General features: G+C 63.0%; 23 protein-coding genes. 6 read left to right on the top strand and 17 right to left on the bottom strand.

The window, feature by feature from the left end; all coding sequences use genetic code 11:
* The first annotated feature begins 1 nt into the window (after position 1).
* Complete coding sequence (locus K3759_RS01795) at positions 2-622, top strand: HAD family phosphatase (RefSeq protein WP_259983993.1); 621 nt, start codon at positions 2-4, stop codon at positions 620-622.
* The gene (locus K3759_RS01790) at positions 619-1,533 is read left to right on the top strand and encodes an ornithine cyclodeaminase family protein (protein ID WP_259983991.1); all 915 of its coding nucleotides are present in this window, start codon (positions 619-621) and stop codon (positions 1,531-1,533) included. Before K3759_RS01795 ends, K3759_RS01790 begins: the two co-directional genes overlap by 4 nt.
* Here the strand turns inward: K3759_RS01790 and K3759_RS01785 are convergent.
* Positions 1,530-2,771, bottom strand: a complete 1,242-nt coding sequence (locus K3759_RS01785) for an MFS transporter (protein WP_243262087.1) — start codon at positions 2,769-2,771, stop codon at positions 1,530-1,532. The two genes, K3759_RS01790 and K3759_RS01785, sit on opposite strands and share 4 nt — an antisense overlap.
* A gap of 129 nt (positions 2,772-2,900) precedes the next feature.
* On the opposite strand from K3759_RS01785, the gene K3759_RS01780 reads away from it, so the two are divergent.
* Positions 2,901-3,332 carry an Lrp/AsnC family transcriptional regulator gene (locus K3759_RS01780; protein WP_243262086.1) on the top strand — a complete coding sequence of 144 codons (432 nt, stop codon included), beginning with the start codon at positions 2,901-2,903 and terminating at the stop codon, positions 3,330-3,332.
* Position 3,333: 1 nt separating this feature from the next.
* Here K3759_RS01780 and K3759_RS01775 read toward each other — a convergent pair whose 3' ends face one another.
* The 4 genes from K3759_RS01775 to K3759_RS01760 are packed head-to-tail and all read right to left on the bottom strand — an operon-like array spanning position 3,334 to position 6,297.
* On the bottom strand, positions 3,334-4,287 hold the full coding sequence (locus K3759_RS01775) for an OmpA family protein (RefSeq protein WP_259983988.1): 954 nt from the start codon (positions 4,285-4,287) through the stop codon (positions 3,334-3,336).
* Complete coding sequence (locus K3759_RS01770; RefSeq protein WP_259983987.1) at positions 4,284-4,853, bottom strand: peroxidase-related enzyme; 570 nt, start codon at positions 4,851-4,853, stop codon at positions 4,284-4,286. The genes K3759_RS01775 and K3759_RS01770 overlap by 4 nt, the downstream gene beginning before the upstream one ends.
* Positions 4,854-4,864: 11 nt before the next feature.
* Positions 4,865-5,581: a GNAT family N-acetyltransferase gene (locus K3759_RS01765; protein ID WP_259983985.1), complete on the bottom strand. Its 717-nt coding sequence runs from the start codon at positions 5,579-5,581 to the stop codon at positions 4,865-4,867.
* Positions 5,578-6,297: a molybdopterin-binding protein gene (locus K3759_RS01760; RefSeq protein WP_259983983.1), complete on the bottom strand. Its 720-nt coding sequence runs from the start codon at positions 6,295-6,297 to the stop codon at positions 5,578-5,580. Before K3759_RS01760 ends, K3759_RS01765 begins: the two co-directional genes overlap by 4 nt.
* Before the next feature lie 47 nt (positions 6,298-6,344).
* Between K3759_RS01760 and sfsA the strand changes: the two genes are divergently transcribed.
* Both sfsA and map read left to right on the top strand, forming a co-directional pair.
* Positions 6,345-7,052 carry a DNA/RNA nuclease SfsA gene (sfsA, locus tag K3759_RS01755; protein WP_259983981.1) on the top strand — a complete coding sequence of 236 codons (708 nt, stop codon included), beginning with the start codon at positions 6,345-6,347 and terminating at the stop codon, positions 7,050-7,052.
* 51 nt (positions 7,053-7,103) lie between these two features.
* Positions 7,104-7,934: a type I methionyl aminopeptidase gene (gene map / locus K3759_RS01750; protein WP_259983979.1), complete on the top strand. Its 831-nt coding sequence runs from the start codon at positions 7,104-7,106 to the stop codon at positions 7,932-7,934.
* Positions 7,935-7,963: 29 nt separating this feature from the next.
* Here map and K3759_RS01745 read toward each other — a convergent pair whose 3' ends face one another.
* The 6 genes from K3759_RS01745 to K3759_RS01720 form a co-directional block, all read right to left on the bottom strand.
* Positions 7,964-9,040 carry a DUF1513 domain-containing protein gene (locus K3759_RS01745; protein WP_259983977.1) on the bottom strand — a complete coding sequence of 359 codons (1,077 nt, stop codon included), beginning with the start codon at positions 9,038-9,040 and terminating at the stop codon, positions 7,964-7,966.
* A complete protein-coding gene (locus K3759_RS01740) occupies positions 9,040-10,026 on the bottom strand; it encodes an imelysin family protein (RefSeq protein WP_259983975.1) in 987 nt (328 codons plus the stop codon). Before K3759_RS01740 ends, K3759_RS01745 begins: the two co-directional genes overlap by 1 nt.
* Positions 10,026-11,567: a di-heme oxidoredictase family protein gene (locus K3759_RS01735; RefSeq protein WP_259983974.1), complete on the bottom strand. Its 1,542-nt coding sequence runs from the start codon at positions 11,565-11,567 to the stop codon at positions 10,026-10,028. The genes K3759_RS01740 and K3759_RS01735 overlap by 1 nt, the downstream gene beginning before the upstream one ends.
* 99 nt (positions 11,568-11,666) lie before the next feature.
* Complete coding sequence (locus tag K3759_RS01730) at positions 11,667-12,929, bottom strand: imelysin family protein (RefSeq protein ID WP_259983972.1); 1,263 nt, start codon at positions 12,927-12,929, stop codon at positions 11,667-11,669.
* Between the two features lie 130 nt (positions 12,930-13,059).
* Positions 13,060-13,617, bottom strand: a complete 558-nt coding sequence (gene rsmD / locus K3759_RS01725; protein ID WP_259983971.1) for a 16S rRNA (guanine(966)-N(2))-methyltransferase RsmD — start codon at positions 13,615-13,617, stop codon at positions 13,060-13,062.
* Positions 13,614-14,819, bottom strand: coding sequence for an NAD(P)/FAD-dependent oxidoreductase (locus K3759_RS01720; RefSeq protein WP_259983969.1), 1,206 nt, complete (start codon positions 14,817-14,819; stop codon positions 13,614-13,616). The genes rsmD and K3759_RS01720 overlap by 4 nt, the downstream gene beginning before the upstream one ends.
* Positions 14,820-14,907: 88 nt before the next feature.
* Here K3759_RS01720 and K3759_RS01715 point away from each other — a divergent pair, with 88 nt between their 5' ends.
* On the top strand, positions 14,908-15,396 hold the full coding sequence (locus K3759_RS01715; RefSeq protein WP_259983968.1) for a peroxiredoxin: 489 nt from the start codon (positions 14,908-14,910) through the stop codon (positions 15,394-15,396).
* A gap of 135 nt (positions 15,397-15,531) precedes the next feature.
* On the opposite strand, the gene K3759_RS01710 is transcribed toward K3759_RS01715, so the two are convergent.
* The 6 genes from K3759_RS01710 to K3759_RS01685 form a co-directional block, all read right to left on the bottom strand.
* Positions 15,532-16,377 (bottom strand): mechanosensitive ion channel family protein, encoded by an 846-nt coding sequence (locus K3759_RS01710; protein ID WP_259983965.1) that lies wholly within the window; start codon positions 16,375-16,377, stop codon positions 15,532-15,534.
* A 12-nt stretch (positions 16,378-16,389) separates the two neighbouring features.
* On the bottom strand, positions 16,390-16,698 hold the full coding sequence (locus tag K3759_RS01705; RefSeq protein WP_259983964.1) for a 4a-hydroxytetrahydrobiopterin dehydratase: 309 nt from the start codon (positions 16,696-16,698) through the stop codon (positions 16,390-16,392).
* A complete protein-coding gene (locus K3759_RS01700) occupies positions 16,695-17,882 on the bottom strand; it encodes a GNAT family N-acetyltransferase (protein WP_259983963.1) in 1,188 nt (395 codons plus the stop codon). The genes K3759_RS01705 and K3759_RS01700 overlap by 4 nt, the downstream gene beginning before the upstream one ends.
* 48 nt (positions 17,883-17,930) lie before the next feature.
* Positions 17,931-18,692, bottom strand: coding sequence for a glycerophosphodiester phosphodiesterase family protein (locus K3759_RS01695; protein WP_259983962.1), 762 nt, complete (start codon positions 18,690-18,692; stop codon positions 17,931-17,933).
* On the bottom strand, positions 18,689-19,147 hold the full coding sequence (locus tag K3759_RS01690) for a RidA family protein (protein WP_259983961.1): 459 nt from the start codon (positions 19,145-19,147) through the stop codon (positions 18,689-18,691). The genes K3759_RS01695 and K3759_RS01690 overlap by 4 nt, the downstream gene beginning before the upstream one ends.
* A 248-nt stretch (positions 19,148-19,395) precedes the next feature.
* The gene (locus K3759_RS01685; protein WP_259983960.1) at positions 19,396-21,648 is read right to left on the bottom strand and encodes a transglycosylase domain-containing protein; all 2,253 of its coding nucleotides are present in this window, start codon (positions 21,646-21,648) and stop codon (positions 19,396-19,398) included.
* Positions 21,649-21,856: the final 208 nt, after the last annotated feature.

Here is a 21,856-nt window from a genome sequence, read left to right as displayed (position 1 = left end):
TATGACACCACAGGCAGTCGTTTTCGACATCGGCAATGTGCTGATCGAATGGCAACCGGAACGCTTTTACGACAGCGTCATCGGCCCCGACCGCCGCCGCGCCATGTTCGACGCGGTGGACCTGCACGGCATGAACGACCGCGTCGACAGCGGCGAAAACTTCCGCGACACGATCTATGCCACGGCTGAGGAATACGCCGATTGGCGAGATGAAATCCGCCTCTGGCACGACCGCTGGATTGAGATGGCCGCCCCGGTGATCGACCACTCCTTGCGGCTGATGAAAGCGCTTCAGGCGCGTGGCGTGCCGGTCTTCTCGCTCACTAATTTTGGCATCCAGAGCTATGACCACGCGGCGACGCACTATCCTTTCCTGCGCGAATTTGACCGCGATTTCATCTCGGGCCATCTGGGCATGATCAAGCCAGGGCCTGCCATCTACGAGGCGGTGGAGCAGGGCAGCGGCCTGCCGCCCGAAGCGCTCATCTTCACCGATGACCGCGCCGACAACATCGCCGCCGCCGCCGCACGCGGCTGGCAGACGCATCACTTCACCGGGCCGCAGGGCTGGGCCGACCGGCTCGTTCACGCCGGGCTACTGAGCCGGGAGGAAGCCGCATGACCGTGATCCCCAATATCTCTTTCGACGAAGGCGAAGCGCTACTGGACTGGATCGCGCTCACCGACGCATTGGCGGCGGGCCATGACCTGCCAAAGGCCGAGATTGGTGATACCTTCCTCTATCGCGGCAAGGACACGCTTCTCAGCCGCGCGGCATGGATCGACGGGCTGGGCATTGCGGTGAAATCCGCCACGATCTTCCCCGGCAATCCCGACCGCGAAGTGCCGATGGTCAATGGTGGCGTGTCCCTCTTTGATGACGAGACCGGCACGCTTGCCGCCATTGTCGACTTCCACCTCGTCACCAAATGGAAAACCGCCGGAGACAGCCTGCTCGCCGCCCGCCGACTGGCGCGCCCCAACAGTGAAAACATCCTGATCGTCGGTGCGGGCACCCAAGGCCGTGCGCTGCACGCCGCCTATTCCGCAGCCTTCCCAAAGGCGCGTTTCACCGTCTGGAACCGGACGCCCAAGAACGCAGAAGCCATGGCGGCCGAGCTTAAGATCAACGTGGCCACCGACCTCGAACAAGCTGTACGCGCCGCCGATATCGTCACCTCTGCTACCATGTCGACTGACCCGCTGATCATGGGCGACTGGCTGCAACCTGGCCAGCACATCGACCTCATCGGTGCCTACCGCCCCGACATGCGTGAGGTGGACGACACGGCGCTGCTGCGCGCGCGGGTCTTCGTCGATAGTTTCGACACCACGATCGGCCATATCGGTGAAATCAACATCCCGCTGGAGGCAGGCACCATCCCCCGCGACCACCTGATCGCGGATTACTACGACCTCGGGGTCTTCACCCGCCAAAGCGATGACGAAATCACCCTGTTCAAAAACGGCGGCGGCGCGCATCTGGACCTGATGACCGCGCGGCACATCCTCGAACGCTGGCGCGCGCGCTAAGCGGTCACCAGCCCCTCAAGCCGTTTCTCGCGGATCGGCAGATGCACCACGGCGCTGAACGCCCCCACGGCCACGCCGACCCACCAGACGCCGGTGTAGCTGCCATAGATGTCATACATCCGCCCGCCCAGCCACACGCCGAGGAAGCTGCCCAACTGGTGGCTGAAAAAGACGATCCCATAAAGCGTGCCCATGTAGCGCAGCCCGTAGATATGCGCGACCAATCCGCTGGTCAGCGGCACTGTGGCAAGCCAAAGCGCCCCCATACCGACAGAGAATAAGATCACCGTCATCGGCGTGATCGGAAACATGATAAAGGCCGCTGCGATCACCGTGCGCCCCACGTAAATCCCCGCCAGCAGGTATTTCTTGGAATAACGTTTGCCCGCCCACCCGGCGAGCAAAGTGCCCGCAATATTTGCGAGGCCAATCAGCGAAATCGCCACCGCACCGAGCGCCGAGGTGGTCGTGATTCCGATGTTATGCAGCACGCCACCGGCCAAAATCGGACCGCACATCTCGGTCACGAAAGCCGGGAAATGCGCGGTGATAAAGGCAAGCTGGTAGCCGCAGGAGAAGAAGCCAAGAAAGATCAGCGTATAGGACGGATCGCGGAAGGCTTTGCCGAGGATCTGGCCCATCGACTCTTCCAGCTCTGCCCGGCTGGCCATCGCAGGCGCGCGCATCATCGGCAGGGTCAGCAGCATCGCAAGGATCACACCCGCGAAACTGACAAAGGTCATCTGCCAAGACATGAAGCTGAGCATCCACTCCGCCACCGGCGCGCCAAAGACCTGTCCCGCACTCCCCGCCGCCGTGGCAATCGCCAGCGACATGGAGCGATTGTCATCCGACGCGGCGCGGCCCACCACGGCCAAGATCACGCCGAACCCGGTCCCCGCGATGCCAAAACCCACCAGCCACGCATAGGTCTGATGCTCAATCGGTGTGGCGGAATTGGCCGAGAGCAGCAGACCCACGGCATAGACGACCGCTCCGATGATGATCGCCTTTCGGTCGCCAATCTTTTCCGCCAGCGCCCCAAAGATCGGCTGGCCGATGCCCCAGGCAAGGTTCTGGATCGCGATGGCGAGGGAGAATTCGCTCCGCGCCCATGCGAATTCCTCGGCAATCGGGATTTGGAAAACACCGAAGGAGGCCCGCACGGCAAAGCTGACCATGATGATGATACATCCGACCATCAGGACCGGGGTGAACAGGGGCGCGCGGCTTTGCATGGAGGAAATCCTTTCCGCGGCAGATTATGAGTTTCCCCGCCGCCGTCAATTGCGCATCCGTAAGGCCAAAGACTGGCCAGCCCGCCCGCGCTGACGTAAACCCTGCCTAACAAAGCAAACGGGATCCCCATGGACGAGATCGACAACAAGATCATCGCAGAACTGCGCCGCGACGCACGCATGTCCTATTCCGCGCTGGCGGCCACCACCGGTCTGTCGCGGGTGACGGTGCGGGCGCGGGTGGAGCGGCTGGTCAGTTCCGGTGCAATTTTGGGCTTCACGCTGATCCTGAAAGAAGACATGCGCCACAGCCCAATCCGGGGTCATACCCTCTTGGCCATCGAAGGGGCGGGCACCGACCGGATCAAACGCATCCTTGCGGGCATGCCCGCGGTACAGGCGATCCATTCGACCAATGGTAAATGGGATTTGATTGTCGAGACGGGGACCGAGACCGTCGAAGAGTTGGACAGCGTGCTGGGACAAATTCGGCGCATTCAGGGGGTAAGCTCAAGCGAGACGAACTTGCTCTTGGCCACGCAGATGACGGTCACGAAATAACCTATTCGGCAGATAGCACCACCACTTCGACCCGCCGGTTTCGTTCGCGGCCTGCTTCGGTCAGGTTGCTACCGCGGGGCGCGAGATAGCCGGCCCCCCGCGCCTCCAGCCGGTCAGGGTCGACATCATAGCTCTGCACCAACCGTTCCCGCACCGCCTCTGCGCGCTTGCGCGAGAGGACGGTGTTCGCCTCCAAACTACCCACCGCATCGGTATGCCCCACCAGCGCCACGCGCAGGCCGGGGTCTGCCTTTAGCAGCTCGGCCAAACGCTCCAAGGTGGCAAAGGGGCCGGGACCAAGCGCCGAGGTGCCGGTTTCGAACTCCAGCCGGGTGAGCACCACATGCCCCTCAGCCTTTAGCGTCGCCGCGAGGTCGCCCGTTGCCGTGGCAAGTGGCACCTCAGCGGTTGCTTCGGGCGCAATCGGCGTGCTCTCTTCCTCCGACGCTTCACCGCTTCGGGCTTGGATGATCTGGACATAGGCCGAGGTCGCAGCCGTGCTGGCAACGATGCTGATCGCCTCGGTCGGCGTTCCATCGTCCGCCCTGCGCAGGGCGGTGATGAAGTGGAAAGCGCGCAGGTTGACGTACATGTTCGGCCCCGGCAGCACCTCCACTGCAAAGCGGAAATCAAAGCCGCCGCATTCCCGCGCAGCACAGTCGAGCACGATGTCAAAGCCCGCTTCATTAAGCTGCCGCCGCAGCGGGCGCATCACCTGCAAGGCGGTCAGCCCCGGCGTGTCCATCCGCCAAGCGGCGCGGCGCACGGGGCCGTCCACATTGACCCGCGCTACCTGCCCCTCGGCATAGACCCCGACCGGTGCCGCATAGCGATCCGGCGCGGTGTTACGCTCTGCCGTCAGGCGCGCGGTGCTGGGCAGCACCAGGTCAAGCGCCGCAGCCGGGGCCGCCAGCAGCAACCCAAGCAAAGCCGCAGCGACGCCCGCCCGGCTCATCGCGCCTGCGCGTGGTAATCGTCGTTTGGCCGCATGTCAGTGGCGCTGGCCACCCGGTTGGTCATATTGAAGAACCCTGCCACGCTGGCGATGTCAAAGATATCCCGGTCGGTGAAACCTGCATTGCGCAGTGCCTGACGGTCGGCCTCCTCGACCTTGGCGCTGGCCTCGGTCAGCTTGACCGCGAAATCCAGCATGGCGCGTTGTTTGGCACTGATCTTGGCCACGCGGTAGTTCATTACCAGCGCTTCGCCCAATTGCGGATCACCGGAAAGCTCGCGCACCGCCGCGCCATGGGCCACGAGGCAGTAGTAGCATTTGTTGACCGAGGACACCGCTACCGCGATCATCTCACGCTCAAGTTTGGCCAGCGCGCTATCGCCCAGCATCAGATCGTTATACATGCCCGCAAAAGCGTTCAGCTTGTCGATGTCAAAGGCATAGGCCCGCAGGACATTCGGCACCATTCCGAGCTTTTCCTGACAGACGTCGAAATACTTCTGCGTCGCCTCGGGCAGCGGATCGACCATCGGCAGATCAAGGGCGGTGGGCATGTCGTTGGCCATGGTCTTGTCCTTTACTCAGTGCTTTGACGGTAATGATAGTGCCCGACCGGGGCAAAGCCCAGTTTGGCGTAAAGCGCCTGCGCGCGGGTGTTGGTATCGACGCAGAGCACCGACAGGCGCGTGGCCCCTTGCGCCTGCCCCCAATGGGCGGCGGCCCGCATGATCCAAGTGGCCACGCCTTGGCGCTGTTGATGCGGCAGCACTTCGACGGCGTGGACCATGCAGATGTCTTCGTGCACCCCGGCAAAGGCCACGCCCGCGGGTTTCTCGTTCCAGCGGGCAAGGATGCCTGTTTTGGTCGCGGCGCGGTCCATCACGGCAAGACGCGCAGGGCCGACCCCTCCGGCGGCCCAGACCTCGGCCATGATCGCCAGCGGCTCCCAAATGCAAAAGGCGGTGACCGGGGGCATTGGTATATCGGTGAGGCGGGTGATCGGCAGGCTCAGCACGATGACCGGGTCGACCACGTCGTAGCCCCGCGCGGCCAGCAGCGCGTCGAGGTCATCTTCCCCCGCGCGAACCATGAACAGCGGGCGCTGGTCCATCTCGCGCATCGCCGCTTCGGCAGCCGGAATGTCGGCATCGGAGATCGCCCCACGCGCTGTCGCCGCCGAGACGCGTTTGCCGCCACCCTGCCCTTCGCGCAGGGTCCATGGCCCATGATCAAACCGCCGCGCGGCGGGCCAAGTCGCGTCGCCCGCGTCGAAAAACGCCTGCGCTTCGCTCATGCGAAGGCGGCCTTGAGCTTGACCATCGCCGCTTCGACCATTCCCGGATCGCTGCCCCGGATCACCACATGCGCGCCATAGATACCGTCTTTTTGGAACGGGTAGCTGCCCATCGACAGGTGCGGGTATTCCTCGGCCAATGCGCCCAAGGGTCCGGCAATATCCCCCTCGCCCCGGTCGATGCGCAGGGTCTCACTGATCAGGGGTTGGCCGCCTGTCAGCCCCGGCAAAACGCTTGCGACCATCGCCTGAAAGACCGTGGGCACCCCGGCCATGACATGCACATTCTCAACCACGAAACCGGGCGCGGCAGAGACCGGGTTGTCGATCAGCGCGGCGCCCTCGGGGATACGCGCCATGCGCAGGCGGGCCTCGTTCATCTGAGTGCCCGCGCGGGTGTAGTGTTCGGCCAGTATCTCGCGGGCATCCTCGCGCACGTCGATGTCGCGGTTAAAGGCGGCGGCGATGCAGTCGGCAGTGATGTCATCATGGGTCGGCCCGATGCCGCCCGAGGTAAACACATGCGTATAAACCGCCGAAAGTGCCTGCACGGCGGCGATGATCGCACCATGATCATCCGACACCACGCGCACCTCTTTCAGATCAATCCCCACTTTCGTCAACTCCCCCGCAAGGTGATGCATATTGCTGTCGCGGGTCCGGCCCGAAAGGATTTCGTCGCCGATCACGATCATCGCGGCGGTGGGGTTTGACATGGGGCGGCTCCTTGAGGATGGCGTCCCTTCGGTATAGGCCGCGTGCCATGCGCTTTCAAACCCAACTTGTTCCCGCCCGGCTGATCCGCCGCTACAAACGCTTTCTGGCTGATTGCAGGCTAGAGGAGACGGGCGAGGAAGTGATCGCCCATTGCGCCAACCCCGGCTCTATGATGGGGCTGGCGGAACCGGGCAGCCGCATCTGGCTGGAGCCGAACGATGATCCGAAGAAAAAGCTGAACTATGGCTGGCGGCTAGTTGACCACGAGAATGGGCATTTCACGGGTGTCGACACCGCCCTGCCCAACCGCGCGATGAAGGCGGCGCTCATTGCGGGCGAAGTGGCTCCGCTCGCGGCTTACACCGAGGTGCGGCCCGAGATGAAATACGGCGAGAACTCCCGGATCGACTTCCTGCTGCGTGGCGATGGGCTGCCTGAAGCCTATGTTGAGGTGAAATCAGTCACCCTTTCGCGCCAAACGGGTCTGGCGGAGTTTCCCGACAGCGTGACCGCGCGCGGGGCGAAGCACCTTGGGGAATTGGCGAAGGTCGCACAAGCCGGGCACCGCGCCGTGCTGCTCTATCTGGTGCAACGCACCGATTGCACGCAGATGCAGCTTGCCGCAGATATCGACCCGACCTATGCCGCCGCATCTCAGGCTGCCCGTGCGGCGGGGCTGGAAATCTACGCCATCGGCACCCATATCACGCCCCAAGCCGTCACACTGGCGCAACCGATCCCCTTTGCGGGCTGAGCTGCACTGGCCCTTGCCGGAAAGCCACGCTAAATAGGAGCGAACACAAGGATGGAGAGAGCGGTGAACAACGCACACCGAGGCCGCCAGACGCGCGACGGCATTCGCATTTACGAGCCTTCGGATCACGCCGGGATGCAAGCGGCGGGCCGTCTGGCCGCCACGATCCTCGACGAGATTGCGGAACATGTCTTCCCCGGTCAAACCACCGGGGAACTGGACCGCATGATCGAAGAGAAGGTCAACGCCGCTGGCGCGAAATCCGCGACCATTGGCTATAAGGGCTACCAGCACGCCAGCTGCATCTCGGTGAACCATGTGGTTTGCCACGGCATCCCGAGCGACAAGAAATTAAAAGACGGCGACATCCTGAACATCGACGTGACCGTGATCGTCGATGGCTGGTTCGGCGACACCAGCCGCATGTATGTGGCAGGCAAGCTTTCACGCAAGGCCGAGCGTTTGATCAACGTGACCCACGACAGCCTGATGCGCGGTATCGAGGCGGTGAAACCGGGCAATACCTTTGGCGATATCGGCCATGCCATCCAGACATTTGTCGAAGGCCACCGCATGTCGGTCGTGACCGACTTCTGCGGTCACGGGTTGGGGCAGGTCTTTCACGCGCCGCCTAACGTGTTGCACTATGGCCGCCCCGGTACGGGTGCTGTGCTTGAGCCGGGCATGTTCTTTACCATTGAGCCGATGGTGAACCTTGGCCGGGCGGAGACCAAGACCTTGGCCGACGATTGGACAGCGGTGACCCGCGACAAATCCCTCTCGGCGCAGTTCGAACATTCGGTCGGCGTGACAGAAGATGGGGTTGAGATCTTCACCCTATCGCCCGGCGGATTGTTCCACCCGACGTACAAGACCGACTAAAATGCGGTGGGGGCAGTGCCCCCGCCCGCCTATGCGTCGATGGCAACCAGATGATTGTCCCACGCCCGCGCGGCGGTAGTGAGCCGTGACAGCGCGGCCTCTTGCAGCGACAGAATACCGCCCAGCCCATCCGTTGCGACGAACCCGCCCCGGCCCGGCGCCAGCCCGCAGACATCGGCGCGGCGGTGGCTGGCGAGGAAACCACCTTCATTGTCAAACAGATGCAGCCGCCCGCCGCGCGGTGACGTGATGCCGACCGACCCGCCATCTGCGGAAAATGCCACGCTGCCTGCGTAGCCTTCCATGGCGATTTGCTCGGCCAGATCGGCCTCCGCTAGGATCGCTGACTGCCCGCGCCGGTGCAGCCCCAATAACGGCACGCCATCGCCCGGCTCCCCCTGCCATTGCATGGCAAAAGCCACCTGCCCGTCAGGGGCCAGCGCCAGATGGCGGATCGAATTGAGGTGCAGGTCATCGGGCAGTTCGACCTGCTCCAGCATCTCGCCCGAGAGGGTGACATAGGACAGGTTAGGCCGCATATCGTCGATGTTCAGCTTTTCCCGCCCGCTGTCGGGATGGGTGTGGATGCCGCCATTCGCCACCACCAGCACATCCTCGGCCCAGCGGCGGATTTCATGCGGGCCGATCCCGCCTGAGGCGATCTCTCCGATCCGGGCATAGCCCTCTGCGCGGGACCACAGTCCGATGCGCCCTTCGCCCGTGTCGATGTCATTTTCGCTGGTGACGAGGATGGCCCCGCCCTTAAGATACGCCCCATGTCCGTAGAAATGTCGCCCCTCCGGCGCGTCGAGCCGATGGGACACACGGCCCTGCACACAGTCAATCACCAGCGCGAAACGCCCCGGTCGGCGGGCAAAGGCGACCGCTTCGGGCGCGGTGGGATGGGCGGCGGCGGCATGGCCCCGGTCGGGCAGCGGAATGCGAAAGATGTCATGGCCGGTCCAGTCCAATCCGAAAAGCGCATAGGCCCCGGAAGGTTCGCGCGCGGCGGCAAGGTAGGCAGGGCTACCAGCGGCGGCCCAGCCCATACGCGGCAGGCCAGTGGCAGCGGCCAAACCGGCGAGGAAATGGCGGCGCGAGGGCATCAATCGCCATCCGCCGAGTTGAATCCGACCGTGACGCCAAGCGCCGGGGCGATCTCAGCGCTCACGGCCTCGGCAATGGCAAGCACGTCATTTTGCAGAGCCTCGACCCGGATACGGCTTATCGGGTCGGCCACTCCGGCTAGAACCGGGTCTTCCAAGGCGCGGGCGGCGGTGAGCGCGCGGTTAAAGGCGGCATCGGTTTCAGGCGTGGGCTGGTCCGACAGGGCGCGCGCAAATTCCTGCAATGCTTCAAGCGACAGCACCACGTTGCGCAGGCTGCGGCCCGAGCGGCGCGCCTCGGCCACCTGCGGTTTGGGGGCGTCAAAGCTGCCCATCGGACGGTCCAAACGCTGGTCGGCGATGAACTCCAACCCGGTTGCGAGGGCGGTGTAAAGCGCCTGTGACGCCTCGCGCGGGCTGAGGAAACGGCTGTTCCCCGCCGCCCCGGCGCTGCTGAGCGTCGTGGCGAAATCCTCACGCCATGCGGTGTCGACCTCGCGCCCCAGCCCGGCCAGATCGGCCGCCATCGCTTGGGCCAATGCGCAGCTATAGCTATCGGCCCCGTAGCCTGCGAAGTCTTCGTCATAAAGCAGCCGTTCCAGCGCAAAGAGCCCGCGCGCGGCGATGGAGACCTCGGCGTACTTCCCGCTTGTCGCAATCGGGTCTTCCTCGGTCACCAGTCGCGCCACGCTGCGCCCCACCATGCCGCGCGTGTCAGGCCAAAAGGCGATGGCCAGCCCGCGCCCGTCTTCCTCCAACGGTCCAAGGGTCAGATGTGCGATGCCCATCCATGCGTCGAAAGCCTCTTGATAGGCCGGGCGCAAGGCCGTGTCGGTGCAATCGGCCTGCGCTGCAGCGTCGAGCGCCGCAGTGGCAGAGGCGAAACGCGCGGTGCCCGGGAGTGCGTGATCTTGGATCACGTCGTTTACCCCGGCGAGGGCGGGGGCGGCGGTCAGAAGGAAAGTGGCGGTCAGTAAGCTGCGCATCAAAGGCTCTCCAGATAGCGGATCAGGGCGTCACGGTCGGCTTTGGGCATGTCGACCACGGCATCGCGGGCGGGCTGGGCTTCGCCGCCGTGCCAGAGCACCGCTTCGAGCAGCGACCGCGCGCGTCCGTCGTGCAGGAATTGGGTATGGCCGTTGACCTGCTCGGTCAAGCCGATGCCCCAGAGCGGCGCGGTGCGCCATTCGCGCCCATTCGCGCGGCCCTCGGGACGGTTGTCGGCCAGCCCTTCGCCCATGTCATGGAGCAAAAGATCGGTCATCGGCCAGATCAGCTGGAAACTTTGCTCGGGCTGGTCCTCCAACCGTTCGGTCACGAATTTCGGCTGGTGACAGGAGGTGCAGCCAACCTCATGGAACACCGCCTTGCCGCGCAGCACCTCGGGCGCGCCGACATCGCGGCGGGCGGGCACGGCAAGGTTGCGGCTGTAGAAGGTCACCAGATCCAGCCCCTCGGCGTCAATCTCTGTCCCGCGCGCGTCACCGTCCCCATGCGGGGCCTCGCGGCAAGCGGTCTGTTCGGTTGTGCAATCGCCCCAAGCTGCGTCGAAGATGGGGGATGAAACGCCAATGTCCCCCGCAAAGGCGCTAGCGGATTGCTCGCGGATCGTCGGCGCGCCAGCTTTCCAACCGAAACGACCCAACATCGGGCGCGCGTGTTCAAAGGACCAGACGATTTGCACGCGGCCCGAGATACCGTCTCCATCAGCGTCTTCGGGGTCTGCGAGGGCCAATATGTCTGCCGCTGGGATCGCCTCAAGTAGGCCCAAGCCGATCATCGGCGACGCCACACGCGGGCTGAGCATCGCGCCCTCGGCCAAGGGGCCATAGCCGAGGTCTTCGGCGCGGTAGGTTGGGCGGCGCAGGCTAGCGGTTTCACCCTCCGACAGGCTGACTTCCACCTCTTCATAGCGCACATCCAGCCGATATTCCGCCGGATGCCCCGCCACGCCGAAATCCTGCAATTGGCCGCCATAGACCGGATCGGGCCGCGTGCGTGGGGTGCTATCGCCCACCGACAACAGAAACGCCTCGATCTCGCTCATCGCCTCTTCCGGCGGCATGGGGACAGAGATGCGTAGGAACATCGACACCGCGTCATCCTCCGGCCCTTCGGGGGGATGGCCACGCCCGTCTTTCAGGTGGCAGCGCTGACAAGAGCGCGCGTTGAAAAGCGGGCCCAAGCCGTCAGAGGCAAGGGTGGAGGACGGCGACGACACCCAGAGCTTTTTGAACAGCCCGTTGCCCACCTTGAAGTCCAACTCCCGCTCAAAGGGGATGTTGGCTGAAGGCAGCGAAAACGCATCGGCATTGCCGCGCGGGCTGACCGTAGCAGCGCCTGCGGGGTTCGTCTCGAAGGGTTCAGGTTTGTCGAATTCGGTCGCGGGGGCCGTCACTTTGGCAATCCGGGCGGCCTCTTCGGCGGTGCGGGGGATCACATTCAGATGCGGCGCATCAAGGTCCGACGGAGCGGCGAAGACAGTCGTGGCAGCGGTGGCCAAAAAGAGTTGGATTAAGTAACGCATGGCGGCAGCCTTGGATCTTGGAGCGACGGGCACGGCATCCGGCGCGCCCGTCGTTCCGTATCCCCTCGGCCCCAAATGCGGCGCGGGGGGCAGGTGGATTTATTGGAAAACCGCGTCCGGCGCGTCGAGGCTGTCGGACCCTTCGAAGGCGATCTGGTCACCGCCCAGAACGGTCACGGCGCGCTCGATCGCGCGGGTCTGGTTTACCAGCGCATCGACCGCGCCCATGATCAGCGCTTCGCCTTCGGCATTGCCGCGCTCAAGCATCATGTCATAGCTGAACCCCGCTTCGGCGGCGGTCTTGATCTGGCCTAGCTCCATCATGGAGGCGTTCAGCTTGGCGCGCAGGTCTTCGTCGACACCGGCATCGGCACTGGCCACCAGATCGGACAGCGACGCGCCCGAGACCACACGCCCATCAACGCGCAGATATTCGCCCAGATAGACGTTCCGCACGCCCAGACCGTCGTAGTAGTGGCTGTTGTGGGTATTGTCGGAAAAGCAATCATGCTCTTCCTCGGGGTCGTTCAGCATGACGCCCAGCTTCATCCGCTCCCCGGCCTGTTCGCCGTAGGAAAGCGAGCCCATGCCGGTCAGGATCGCGTCGATCCCGGCGTCTTCGTCGGCCAGCACGGCAGTGCGCGCCTCACCGCCTTCGGCCCATTGCCCGGCCATCCATTCCAGATCGCTGACCAAAAGATCGGTGGCGGCCTTGAGGTATTGCCCGCGGCGGTCGCAATTGCCGCCGGAGCAGTCGTCGCCCGCTGCGTAGTCGGTCCAAGGACGGTCGCCCGCGCCGTGGTCGGTGCCGTTCAGGTCTTGGCCCCAGAGCAGGAATTCGATGGCGTGGTAGCCGGTGGCGACATTGGCCTCGACCGCTCCCGCCTCATGCAACTGCCCTTCGAGCAGTTCGGGCGTGATCTCGGTGGCGTCCACCTCTTCCCCGCCGAGCGTGAAGGTTGGGTTGGCAATGACATTCAGCACCGCGAGCTGGTTCTCATCCGTCTCACCGCCATAGGAGGCGTCGACATAGTCGATCAGACCTTCGTCCAGCGGCCATGCGTTTACCTTGCCTTCCCAATCATCGACGATTGCATTGCCAAAGCGGAACACCTCGGTCTGCTGGTAGGGCACGCGAGCGGCCAGCCATGCGGTTTTCGCAGCCTGAAGCGCTTCGGCCGAGGGTGTGGCGATCAGCGTCTCGACGGCGGCTTGCAGCGTCTGCGCAGTAGCCAGGCTGTCTTCGTAGCCCGCCTGCGCGATGTTGGCATAGGTGCCAAGCACCTCGGCCTTGTCTTGTGCAAATGCCGGAGCGGCGGCGCATGTGATCAGCGCAATGGCCGTGGTCGCTTTGAGGCGCATCGAATGTCCTTCCTTGAAAATCACCATGGTCCCGACGCAGAGCGCGCCGGGCCTTCGGGCAATAGGTGACTTATTCTGTCGGAAAAGACAAGGATCAACCTGAGAGGGGATAGCGCTCGGCAAAAAGCGCTTAGCTTGCAGCCCTTTGCAGCAGCGTCACATGGGTATCGCCGTATTTGCGCGTGTCGATCCGGGCGAATCCCTCGGGCGCGTGCATGGGCGCGCTTTCCTCCCAAACGATCATCGCGCCGGGTGCAAACCAACCGCCTTCGGCTGCCGCAACAAGCGCCTTTTGCCCCATGGATTTGCCATAGGGCGGGTCAAGGAAGACCAGATCGAAAGGGTCCTGTGCGCATGGCCCCAGCCGCGTCGCGTCATTGCGCAGCAGCCGCGTTTCCGCCTCTGCCTCTAGTTTGCGCATGTTCTCTCCGATCAACTGTTGGCCTGTCCGGCCATTCTCAACAAAGCAGACCGACACGGCTCCGCGCGACAAGGCCTCAAACCCAAGCGCGCCGGTGCCTGCGAACAGGTCCAACACCCGCGCGCCCTCGATCACATCGTGATGGGTCAACATCGAAAAAAGGCTCTCGCGCACCCGGTCCGAGGTCGGGCGCAGATGCGCTCCGGCGTCGCCCTTGCCAAGCGCGGCAAGCGGTCGGCCACGGTATTTCCCGGCAATGATCCTCATGCTTTCAGCAGAGCCTTAAGGTCGGTATCAGGGTCCGCGACCAGCGCGGGATCAGGCGATTTCCCCGCCTCGATCAACCGTTTACCCACCATGTAACCACGTGGGTCGTTCGCAGCATCCACGGCCAGCAGGGTGTCACCAAGGTAGTACCAGAAGGAAGCGCTGCCTTCGCCAAGGCGGGTGACCACGCGGTCATAGCCTGCGTTCAGCCCGGCGATTTGCAGCTTCACATCATATTGGTCCGACCAGAACCACGGTTTGGCAATGTATTCCTTACCCGCGCCGAGGATGTTTTCAGCGACCACCTCGGCCTGATCGATGGCGTTGGGCACGCTTTCCAAACGGATACGCCCGCCGCGATAGGGGAAAGAGGTGCAATCCCCCGCCGCCCAGATGCCCGGCACAGTCGTGCGGCCCTGTGCGTCGACCTTGATGCCGTTGTCGATCTCGATCCCTGCTGCCTTGGCCAGCGCGATGTCGGGCTCAATGCCCACGCCGGTGATGACGAAATCGGCGGCGATCTCTGTCCCGTCGCTCAGCCGTGCGCCGGTAACGTGGCCTTCGCCCAACAGCCGTTCCAGCCCCACGCCTTCGCGCAGCGTGACACCGTGGCCTTCATGCAGGGCACGGAAATAGTCACTGGTCTCGGGCGCTGCGACGCGCTGCAGGATGCGGTCGGCCATCTCCACCAGCGTAACCTCAAGCCCCAGCTTGGCCGCCACCGCCGCTGCCTCCAGCCCGATGTAGCCGCCGCCGACGATCACCACTTTCGCGCCTTTCACGAAACGCGGGGCCATCGCATCGACATCGGCCAAATCGCGCACGGTAAAGACGCCATCCAGCGCGCCGCCTATCGCGGCGGGCAAGCGGCGCGGGGTTGAACCGGTGGCGAGCACCAGCGCGTCATAGGCGATCTCGCCATCTGTGGTCGTAAGAACGCGCGCTTCGGGGTCAATCGCCGTAACGCGGCAGTTGGTTTTCAGGGCGATCCCTTGGTCGACATAGAACGCCTCGGGCCGCAGAAACAGCCGCTCCAGTGTGATTTCCCCCAGCAGATACCCTTTGGAGAGAGGCGGACGTTGGTAGGGCGGGCAGGGCTCCGCGCCGATCAGGGTGATTTTCCCGTCAAACCCACCATTGCGCAGTTTCGCCACGCAAGAGGCTCCCGCCTGCCCGGCTCCAATCACCATAACATGCTGCATCTGCCCACCCCCGTTTGATCTGGTCTCAGTCGCGGTCAAAGCCTATATCTGGCCCCAAGACAACCGCAATGACAGGAGAGGCTATCCCATGACAATTTCTCAAGGTTCGACACTGCCGGACGCGAAACTGGTTCAGATGGGCGCCGATGGGCCCGAGCCGGTGCAGATGGCTGACAAGCTTAAAGGCCGTAAGGTTGTGATCTTTGCCGTACCGGGTGCCTTCACGCCCACCTGCCACTCTGCCCATGTGCCGAGCTTCGTGCGCACCAAGGATCAGTTCGACGCTAAAGGCGTGGATGAGGTGATCTGCATCTCCTGCAACGATCCCTTCGTGATGAAGGCGTGGGGCGAAGTGACTGGCGCGACCGAGGCCGGGATCACAATGCTTGCCGACGCCAGCAGCGAGTTCACCCGCGCCATCGGCATGGCATTCGACGCCGAGGGCGCAGGCTTGATGGGGCGCTCAATGCGCTACGCGATGCTGGCCGAGGACGGGGTGGTGACGCTCTGGCAGCCGGAAGAAGCGCGTGGCACATGCGAGACGTCCGGCGGCGAGGCGCTGCTGGCGAATATGTGAGCGAAGGGCCGGCGTCTGGCCAGTCTAGACGCTGTCCTTGCCGAGGGATCGTCCGGCGGGGCGCCGGGCATCGCCCTCCCCCACTAGGAGGGCGATGCCAATCATTTCAGCCGGTATCGTAGTTCGGAGGACAGGTTACTCCGCCGCCTGCACGATGGTGCGGGTTGGGAACGGGATATCCACGCCACCCTCGTCCAGCGCCTCTTTGACCTTGCGGGTCATATCGGCCTTGAAGGCAAAGTAATCGCCCGCGCTGCACCAGACCCGCACAAGGAAATCGACGGAACTGTCGTTCAGATTATTGACCTGAATGAAAGGCTCAGGGTCAGTATGCGCACGCTCATCCGCCATGATCGTGCTGCGGATGATGTCTTCGGCGGTCTTGAGGTTCGCGCCATAGCCTACGCCAAAGGTCCATTCCGCGCGGCGCGTCGGGTTGACGGAATAGTTGGTGATGACATTGCCCCAAACTTCGGAGTTCGGCACAATCACCTGCACGTTGCTAAGGTCAGCAAGCACCGTGTAGTTCAGGTTGATCTGCTTCACAGTGCCCATCTCACCCGCAATCTCAACGAAATCGCCGATTTTAATCGGGCGAAAGAGGATAAGCATGACCCCGGCGGCCACGTTCGACAGGGTGCCCTGCAGGGCCAGACCGATGGCCAGACCCGCCGCACCGATAACCGCCACGACCGAGGTCGTCTTGACCCCGAAAGTGTTAAGCACAAACAAAACCGTAAAGCCCAGCACCACATAGCGCACGATCGAGGCCAGAAATTCGAACAGCATTTCATCAAGATGTTTGTGCCGCTTGCCAAGGTTCTCGACCCGGTGCTGCAGCCAACTGGAGATGATCCACCCCAGCAGCAAAATGACAATCGCGCCGATCACCGAGCCTGCCGCGCTGGCAAGGAACTCCAGTGTCAGCAGATCGGCAATCGTCTTTCCCTGCCACAGTTCGGTTTCAAACAAATCTTGCATTCGGTCTCTCCGTCAGTCTTTCCCGGCCCCAAAGAGACCATCCATCTTGCGTGCCAATTTCGCGTCGAGCGAACTTAGCCCATCCACGTCATGGGTGATCAACGTCACCTCCACGCGGTTGTAAACATTGTTCCATTCGGGATGGTGATTCCATTTTTCCGCCCAAATGGCCACCCTTGTCATCCAGCCAAAGGCGTCGGCGAAATCCTTGAACTTGAACGTCTTGTGGATCGCATCCCGGCTTTCGACCATCTCCCAGCCGGTATTGAACAACGGCTGCAGCAGCGTCTTGCGGGTCTCGATGCTTAATCTCTCGGTCATTCTTGTTCCTCGATCGTCGTCTTTTTGAAGGGGCCGTAGTCGGTCAGCACGCTGATTTCCTGATCCACGGCGTCACGCTCGGCCTGCAGATATTCGCCCACGGCAGAAGCAAAGCCCGGATCGCGCATCCAATGCAGCGACCATGTGGGCGACGGCAGATACCCCCGCGCGAGCTTATGTTCGCCCTGTGCGCCCGCCTCGACACGGGAAAGCCCATGGGCGATGGCAAAATCCATGGCGCGATAATAGCACAGTTCGAAATGCAAAAAGGGATGATGCTCGGTACAGCCCCAGTAGCGGCCAAAGAGCGTCTCCGCCCCGATAAAGTTCAACGCCCCGGCAACCCAACGCCCGTTCCGTTCGGCCAACACCAGCGCAATATTATCGCGCAGGCCTTCCTGCGCAAAGTCGAAGAATTCCCGCGTGAGGTAGGGTGAGCCCCATTTCCGCGCGCCGGTGTCTTGGTAGAACTGCCAGAAGGCGTCCCAATGCTCGGTTGCGATCTGGTCGCCTGTAAAAGTGTGGATGGTGCCGCCGAAATCCTGCGCCTGCGCGCGTTCCTTTCGAATATTCTTACGCTTGCGCGAGGAGAGACTGGCGAGGAACCCGTCGAAATCGGCATAATCCCGGTTGTGCCAATGGAACTGCTGGCTTTTGCGGCTCATCAAACCCAGTGCTTCGGCCCGCGCGACCTCCTGCTCGGTGCAAAAGGTCACATGCAGCGACGACAGCGCGTTGTTATCGGTCAGCTGCACCGCGCCCTGAACCAGCGCGGCGGTGCCTGTCTCTTCAAACTCGGGCCGCACCAAAAAGCGCCGCCCGGTGGCGGGCGTATGTGGCACCGCGATCTGCAGTTTCGGGTAATAGCGCCCGCCCGCCCGCTCATAGGCATGGGCCCAGTTATGGTCGAAAATATATTCGCCTTGGCTGTGCGATTTGGCATACATCGGCGCCACGGCGATCACTTGGCCTGCGATCCGCGCCATCAGATATTGTGGCTGCCAGCCCGTGCCGGGGCCCACCGATCCGCTCCGCTCCAGTGCTGAAAGAAAACGGTAAGTCGTGAAAGGGTCACGCGGACGGCCCCCATCCGCAGCCTCGGGACAGGCGCAGGCGTCCCAATCCTCTTGGCCGATCTGTGCCAGTTTCGGCACCACGGTAATCTCGATTTCCTGCGCGTTCATCTGAGCCTTGCCTGCCTTGCGTTCTATGTGTGGCCTTGGCCTCGCAGATCAAGGGCGCGGGCGTGGCAGATAGCCCTCAAAGGTTACGTTCTGGGCCACCTGACGCGCGATGTCCTCTTCGGCTTGGCTGCGGACCGTCCAGCAGAGCACCGCTGCCCCTGCGGCCGTTAGTTCCGCCACGCGAGGGCGGTTCAGGTCATTGGCTTCATGGCTGATGAAACAGGAACCACTCTCGGCGTAATCGGGAATCCCGCGCAGCCGGTCGCAGGTCGCTGCGGGCAGCGGCCATTCGTCGGGGCGGTAAGCACTGGTGGTCAATCCGCGCGGCACGTCGGGCAGCAGGCGCGCGAGTTCGCGCACCGAATGCGGGTTGAAAGACATTACCGCCAGATCACCGCGATAACGGCCAAGCCTTTCGGCGGCGGCGGCCTCAAGCGGGCCCACGTCCGACCCCATGCCACCATCCTGATCCTTGAATTCCACCAGCAGCGGCACCCGTCCTGCAACGAGGTCAAGGATCTCCTCAAGCGACGGGATCCCCTCATCGCTGCCTTCCAGCGGGATAGCCGCAAGGGCACTGGCCTCGCGCAGCCGGACCGCGCCGCGCTCTGGTGTCAGCCGCTCCAACGCATAGTCATGAAACACCATCGCCTTGCCATCGGCACTGAGTTGCAGATCAATCTCGATCCCGACGCCCGCCTTAACAGCCGCCCGCACGGCGGCGCGGCTGTTTTCGGGCCGTCCAGCGGTTACATCGTGCAGTGCGCGATGCGCGAGCGGAACCTCTAGGAATGCGGCCGGAAGGGTCATTCGATCTCGAAAATGCCTTCGATCTCAACGGCGACTCCCAGTGGCAGCGAGGCGGCGGAAACCGCCGAGCGGGCATGACGGCCCGCGTCGCCCAGAGCCTCAACCATGAAATCGGATGCGCCGTTGATGACCTTAGGCTGCTCGGTGAAATCGGCGGTTGAGTTCACGAAGCCGGTCAGCTTCACCACCCGCTTGAGCCGATCCAGATCGCCGTCACAGGCTGCACGAACCTGCGCCAAAAGGCTCAGGGCACAACTGCGCGCAGCGGCGGCTCCGGCCTCGACATCCATGCCATCGCCCAAACGCCCGGTGATCAACCCATCAGGCCCATTAGAGATCTGGCCCGAGACATAGATAGTATTGCCGGTGACCACGAAGGGCACGTAGTTCGCGGCAGGTGCGGGCGCGTCGGGCAGGGTAATACCGAGATCGGCGAGGCGGGCAGTCAGGGACATGGCGGGCTTCCTTTGGTTGGAGTCAGTCGGACGCTAACGGCCCGCTGCACAGAGGAAAAGCCCCTTTGCCACCTCTTCCGAATTGGGAAGCGCAGCTTTGGCTATCCCATTCCGGGTTCAGTCACCCGGTGATACCAGCAGGTCAAAGCCGCCCATACACAACACGGCGCGCTTCCCGCTTATGGGGAATTGATAATGATTTTGATAACCTAGCGCCATTTTTTTCTCGGGCCGCCGCCCCGACCGCCTTAGCGGTCGAGAAAGGTTGGCGCAGGCGCGCTGGCGCCGCTGCCACTGCTGCTGCCGCCAAAGATGTCACGCAAAACGCGGTCGATCACGTTGTCTGCGCCGCCCCCTCGGTTGCCGCCGCCCTGCGGTTGCTGCGGCTGGGGCTGCGGTTCCGGCTGCGCTTCACCAAAATTGCTGGGCGGTGCTGGGGCCAGCATCGGCAGTTCGGTGAGGGGCATCCCCTCATGCACACGGCTCATGGTTTCTCGCCAAATTTCCGCAGGCAGGCCACCACCCGTGACCCCTGTGAGCGGCGTGTTGTCGTCATAGCCCATCCAGACGCCGGCCACATAATCTGCCGAGAAGCCGACGAACCATGCGTCCTTGTTGGCCGAGGTTGTGCCGGTCTTGCCTGCCAGTTGACGCCCGCCAAACTGAGCGCGCTGGCCGGTCCCTTCGGAGATCACCTTCTCCATCATATAGACCAATTGGCGCGCGGCGTCTTCTTGGATCACACGCTCGTTGATACCGCCGCCGGTGCCCATCAACGGCTCCGTCTCGCCCAGCAGGCGCAGATCGACCAGCCCGTAGGGCGTCACCGAAGAGCCGCCGTTCAGGATGCCCGCATAGGCACCGGTCATCTCAAGCAGGGTGCTTTCCGATGCGCCAAGTGCCAGCGCCGGGCCTGCGGCCAGATCGCTTTTGATGCCGAACTGCGTGGCGACCGCACTCACCGTCTCGCGACCTACGCTTTCCGAGACTTTGACCGCCGGGATGTTCAGCGAGTCTTTCAGCGCGCCTGTCAGAGTTACGGGCCCTTTGAAATTTTTGGTGTAGTTCTTGGGGCACCACTCACCCGAACCGGGGATATTAAGACAGTAGGGTTCGTCCACGATGATGTCTTCGGGCGAATAACCCAGATCAAGCGCCGCGGCATAGATGAAGGGTTTGAAGGCCGAGCCGGTCTGACGCATCGCTTGTGTGGCACGGTTGAATGCGCCCGCGACCTTGGTCTTGCGCCCCCCCACCAGCGCGCGCACTGCCCCATCAGAAGACATCACGACAATCGCCGCCTGCGCTTTGGAGGTGTCGCGGACCTTATTCTCGAAGATCCATTTCAGCCCGTCCTCAGCGGCGCGCTGGATGCGCTGGTCGAGGGTGGTTTTGATGATGACGTCTTCGGTGGTGTTGCGGGTAAAGAATTCTGGCCCCGAGGACATGACCCAATCGGCAAAGTAACCGCCCGCTTCGGCCTCTGCGGCCTCGGACAGTTGCGCAGGGTTGGCGATGGCCTGATCGGCCTCTGCGGCAGACAGATAACCCTGCTCTTCCATCAGCCGGATCACCGTAGCGGCGCGGCTTTGCGAGCGGTCAAGGTTGTTGGTGGGCGATAGCGTGGTAGGCGCTGTAAGCAAACCCGCCAGCATCGCCCCTTCAGAGGCGGAAAGCGCCGCCGAGGGTTTGCCGAAAAAGCGCTGCGCGGCAGCCTCTGCACCAAAGGCACCGCCGCCCATATAGGCGCGGTTGAGATAGATCGAAAGAATGTCGTTCTTGGAGTATTTTAACTCCATCGCCATGGCAAAGAGCGCTTCCTTGGCTTTCCGGCCCAAGGAGGAGCGACGGCAATCGGCTTCATACTCTTTTTCGGTCATGCCCGAGCTGGCGTCATAGGGTTCACCCAGACAGAGCAGCTTGGCCGTTTGTTGGGTGATGGTCGAACCGCCGTGGCCCTGCAACGGACCGCGCCCTTCGCTGAGGTTGATGCGCACCGCCGAGGCGATCCCGCGCGGGCTGACCCCAAAGTGACGGTAGAATCGCCGATCTTCGGTGGCGATGACCGCGTTCTTCAGGTGTTTGGAAACCGATTCCGCCGTGACCACGCCGCCAAACTGGTCCCCGCGCCAAGCAAAGACATCGCCTTCGCGGTCCAGCATGGTGACAGATCCGCGCGCACGGCCATCAAGCAGCGCCTCAAGGGGCGGGATCGTGGTGTAGATATAGCCAATAGCCAAGCCAAGCGCGAGGAAGGCCACAAGGCTCACGCGCCAGGTTATCGTCCAGATCAAGCGCCAAATCCAACGGGCGAGGCCAGCAAAGAAGCCGACGATCCCGCCGCGCCGGGGCCGTTTAGCGCGGGTCGCCTTGCGACGTGCAGGTGCCCCCTTACGCGCAACAGGTTTGGCCTGCGCGCTCGCTTTTGGCTTCGGCTTCGCTTTGCCAGAATACCGCTTGTCAGCCACCAAAGGGCGTTTGCGCTTGTTTTTGTCAGTCATATGATTGCCTGCCCGGCCTGATTTTTCGACACTCTAGCCTGCCTGCAGCGGATTGTTTAGCGCTGCAAGGCGCAATCGGCGTCAAATGTCTGATTAATTTATAAGCAGAATCCAGCCTGCGCCCGCTTTTTAGGCAGCACTGCCAGGCAATGGCGCAAATATGGCAGGCAAACCTGTCCAAGAGCGCCCGATATCCGGTTTTCTCATG

Source organism: Sulfitobacter sp. W027 (assembly GCF_025143985.1).
GTDB lineage: Bacteria > Pseudomonadota > Alphaproteobacteria > Rhodobacterales > Rhodobacteraceae > Sulfitobacter.
This window is presented reverse-complemented; position numbering and strand designations above follow the sequence as displayed.

What these genes read in the sequence shown, in the direction of transcription:
- K3759_RS01780 (WP_243262086.1), top strand. Translation starts at nt 2,901, where the DNA reads ATGGACGAGATCGACAACAAGATCATCGCAGAACTGCGCCGCGACGCA.
- K3759_RS01710 (WP_259983965.1), bottom strand. Translation starts at nt 16,377, where the DNA reads ATGCAAGATTTGTTTGAAACCGAACTGTGGCAGGGAAAGACGATTGCC.
- K3759_RS01765 (WP_259983985.1), bottom strand. Translation starts at nt 5,581, where the DNA reads ATGAGCGAAGCGCAGGCGTTTTTCGACGCGGGCGACGCGACTTGGCCC.
- K3759_RS01740 (WP_259983975.1), bottom strand. Translation starts at nt 10,026, where the DNA reads ATGCGCAGCTTACTGACCGCCACTTTCCTTCTGACCGCCGCCCCCGCC.
- K3759_RS01700 (WP_259983963.1), bottom strand. Translation starts at nt 17,882, where the DNA reads ATGAACGCGCAGGAAATCGAGATTACCGTGGTGCCGAAACTGGCACAG.
- K3759_RS01735 (WP_259983974.1), bottom strand. Translation starts at nt 11,567, where the DNA reads ATGCGTTACTTAATCCAACTCTTTTTGGCCACCGCTGCCACGACTGTC.
- K3759_RS01730 (WP_259983972.1), bottom strand. Translation starts at nt 12,929, where the DNA reads ATGCGCCTCAAAGCGACCACGGCCATTGCGCTGATCACATGCGCCGCC.
- K3759_RS01795 (WP_259983993.1), top strand. Translation starts at nt 2, where the DNA reads ATGACACCACAGGCAGTCGTTTTCGACATCGGCAATGTGCTGATCGAA.
- K3759_RS01715 (WP_259983968.1), top strand. Translation starts at nt 14,908, where the DNA reads ATGACAATTTCTCAAGGTTCGACACTGCCGGACGCGAAACTGGTTCAG.
- K3759_RS01770 (WP_259983987.1), bottom strand. Translation starts at nt 4,853, where the DNA reads ATGGCCAACGACATGCCCACCGCCCTTGATCTGCCGATGGTCGATCCG.
- K3759_RS01775 (WP_259983988.1), bottom strand. Translation starts at nt 4,287, where the DNA reads ATGAGCCGGGCGGGCGTCGCTGCGGCTTTGCTTGGGTTGCTGCTGGCG.
- rsmD (WP_259983971.1), bottom strand. Translation starts at nt 13,617, where the DNA reads ATGAGGATCATTGCCGGGAAATACCGTGGCCGACCGCTTGCCGCGCTT.
- K3759_RS01690 (WP_259983961.1), bottom strand. Translation starts at nt 19,147, where the DNA reads ATGTCCCTGACTGCCCGCCTCGCCGATCTCGGTATTACCCTGCCCGAC.
- K3759_RS01745 (WP_259983977.1), bottom strand. Translation starts at nt 9,040, where the DNA reads ATGCCCTCGCGCCGCCATTTCCTCGCCGGTTTGGCCGCTGCCACTGGC.
- K3759_RS01760 (WP_259983983.1), bottom strand. Translation starts at nt 6,297, where the DNA reads ATGTCAAACCCCACCGCCGCGATGATCGTGATCGGCGACGAAATCCTT.
- K3759_RS01720 (WP_259983969.1), bottom strand. Translation starts at nt 14,819, where the DNA reads ATGCAGCATGTTATGGTGATTGGAGCCGGGCAGGCGGGAGCCTCTTGC.
- K3759_RS01705 (WP_259983964.1), bottom strand. Translation starts at nt 16,698, where the DNA reads ATGACCGAGAGATTAAGCATCGAGACCCGCAAGACGCTGCTGCAGCCG.
- K3759_RS01695 (WP_259983962.1), bottom strand. Translation starts at nt 18,692, where the DNA reads ATGACCCTTCCGGCCGCATTCCTAGAGGTTCCGCTCGCGCATCGCGCA.
- K3759_RS01685 (WP_259983960.1), bottom strand. Translation starts at nt 21,648, where the DNA reads ATGACTGACAAAAACAAGCGCAAACGCCCTTTGGTGGCTGACAAGCGG.
- sfsA (WP_259983981.1), top strand. Translation starts at nt 6,345, where the DNA reads ATGCGCTTTCAAACCCAACTTGTTCCCGCCCGGCTGATCCGCCGCTAC.
- K3759_RS01790 (WP_259983991.1), top strand. Translation starts at nt 619, where the DNA reads ATGACCGTGATCCCCAATATCTCTTTCGACGAAGGCGAAGCGCTACTG.
- map (WP_259983979.1), top strand. Translation starts at nt 7,104, where the DNA reads ATGGAGAGAGCGGTGAACAACGCACACCGAGGCCGCCAGACGCGCGAC.
- K3759_RS01785 (WP_243262087.1), bottom strand. Translation starts at nt 2,771, where the DNA reads ATGCAAAGCCGCGCGCCCCTGTTCACCCCGGTCCTGATGGTCGGATGT.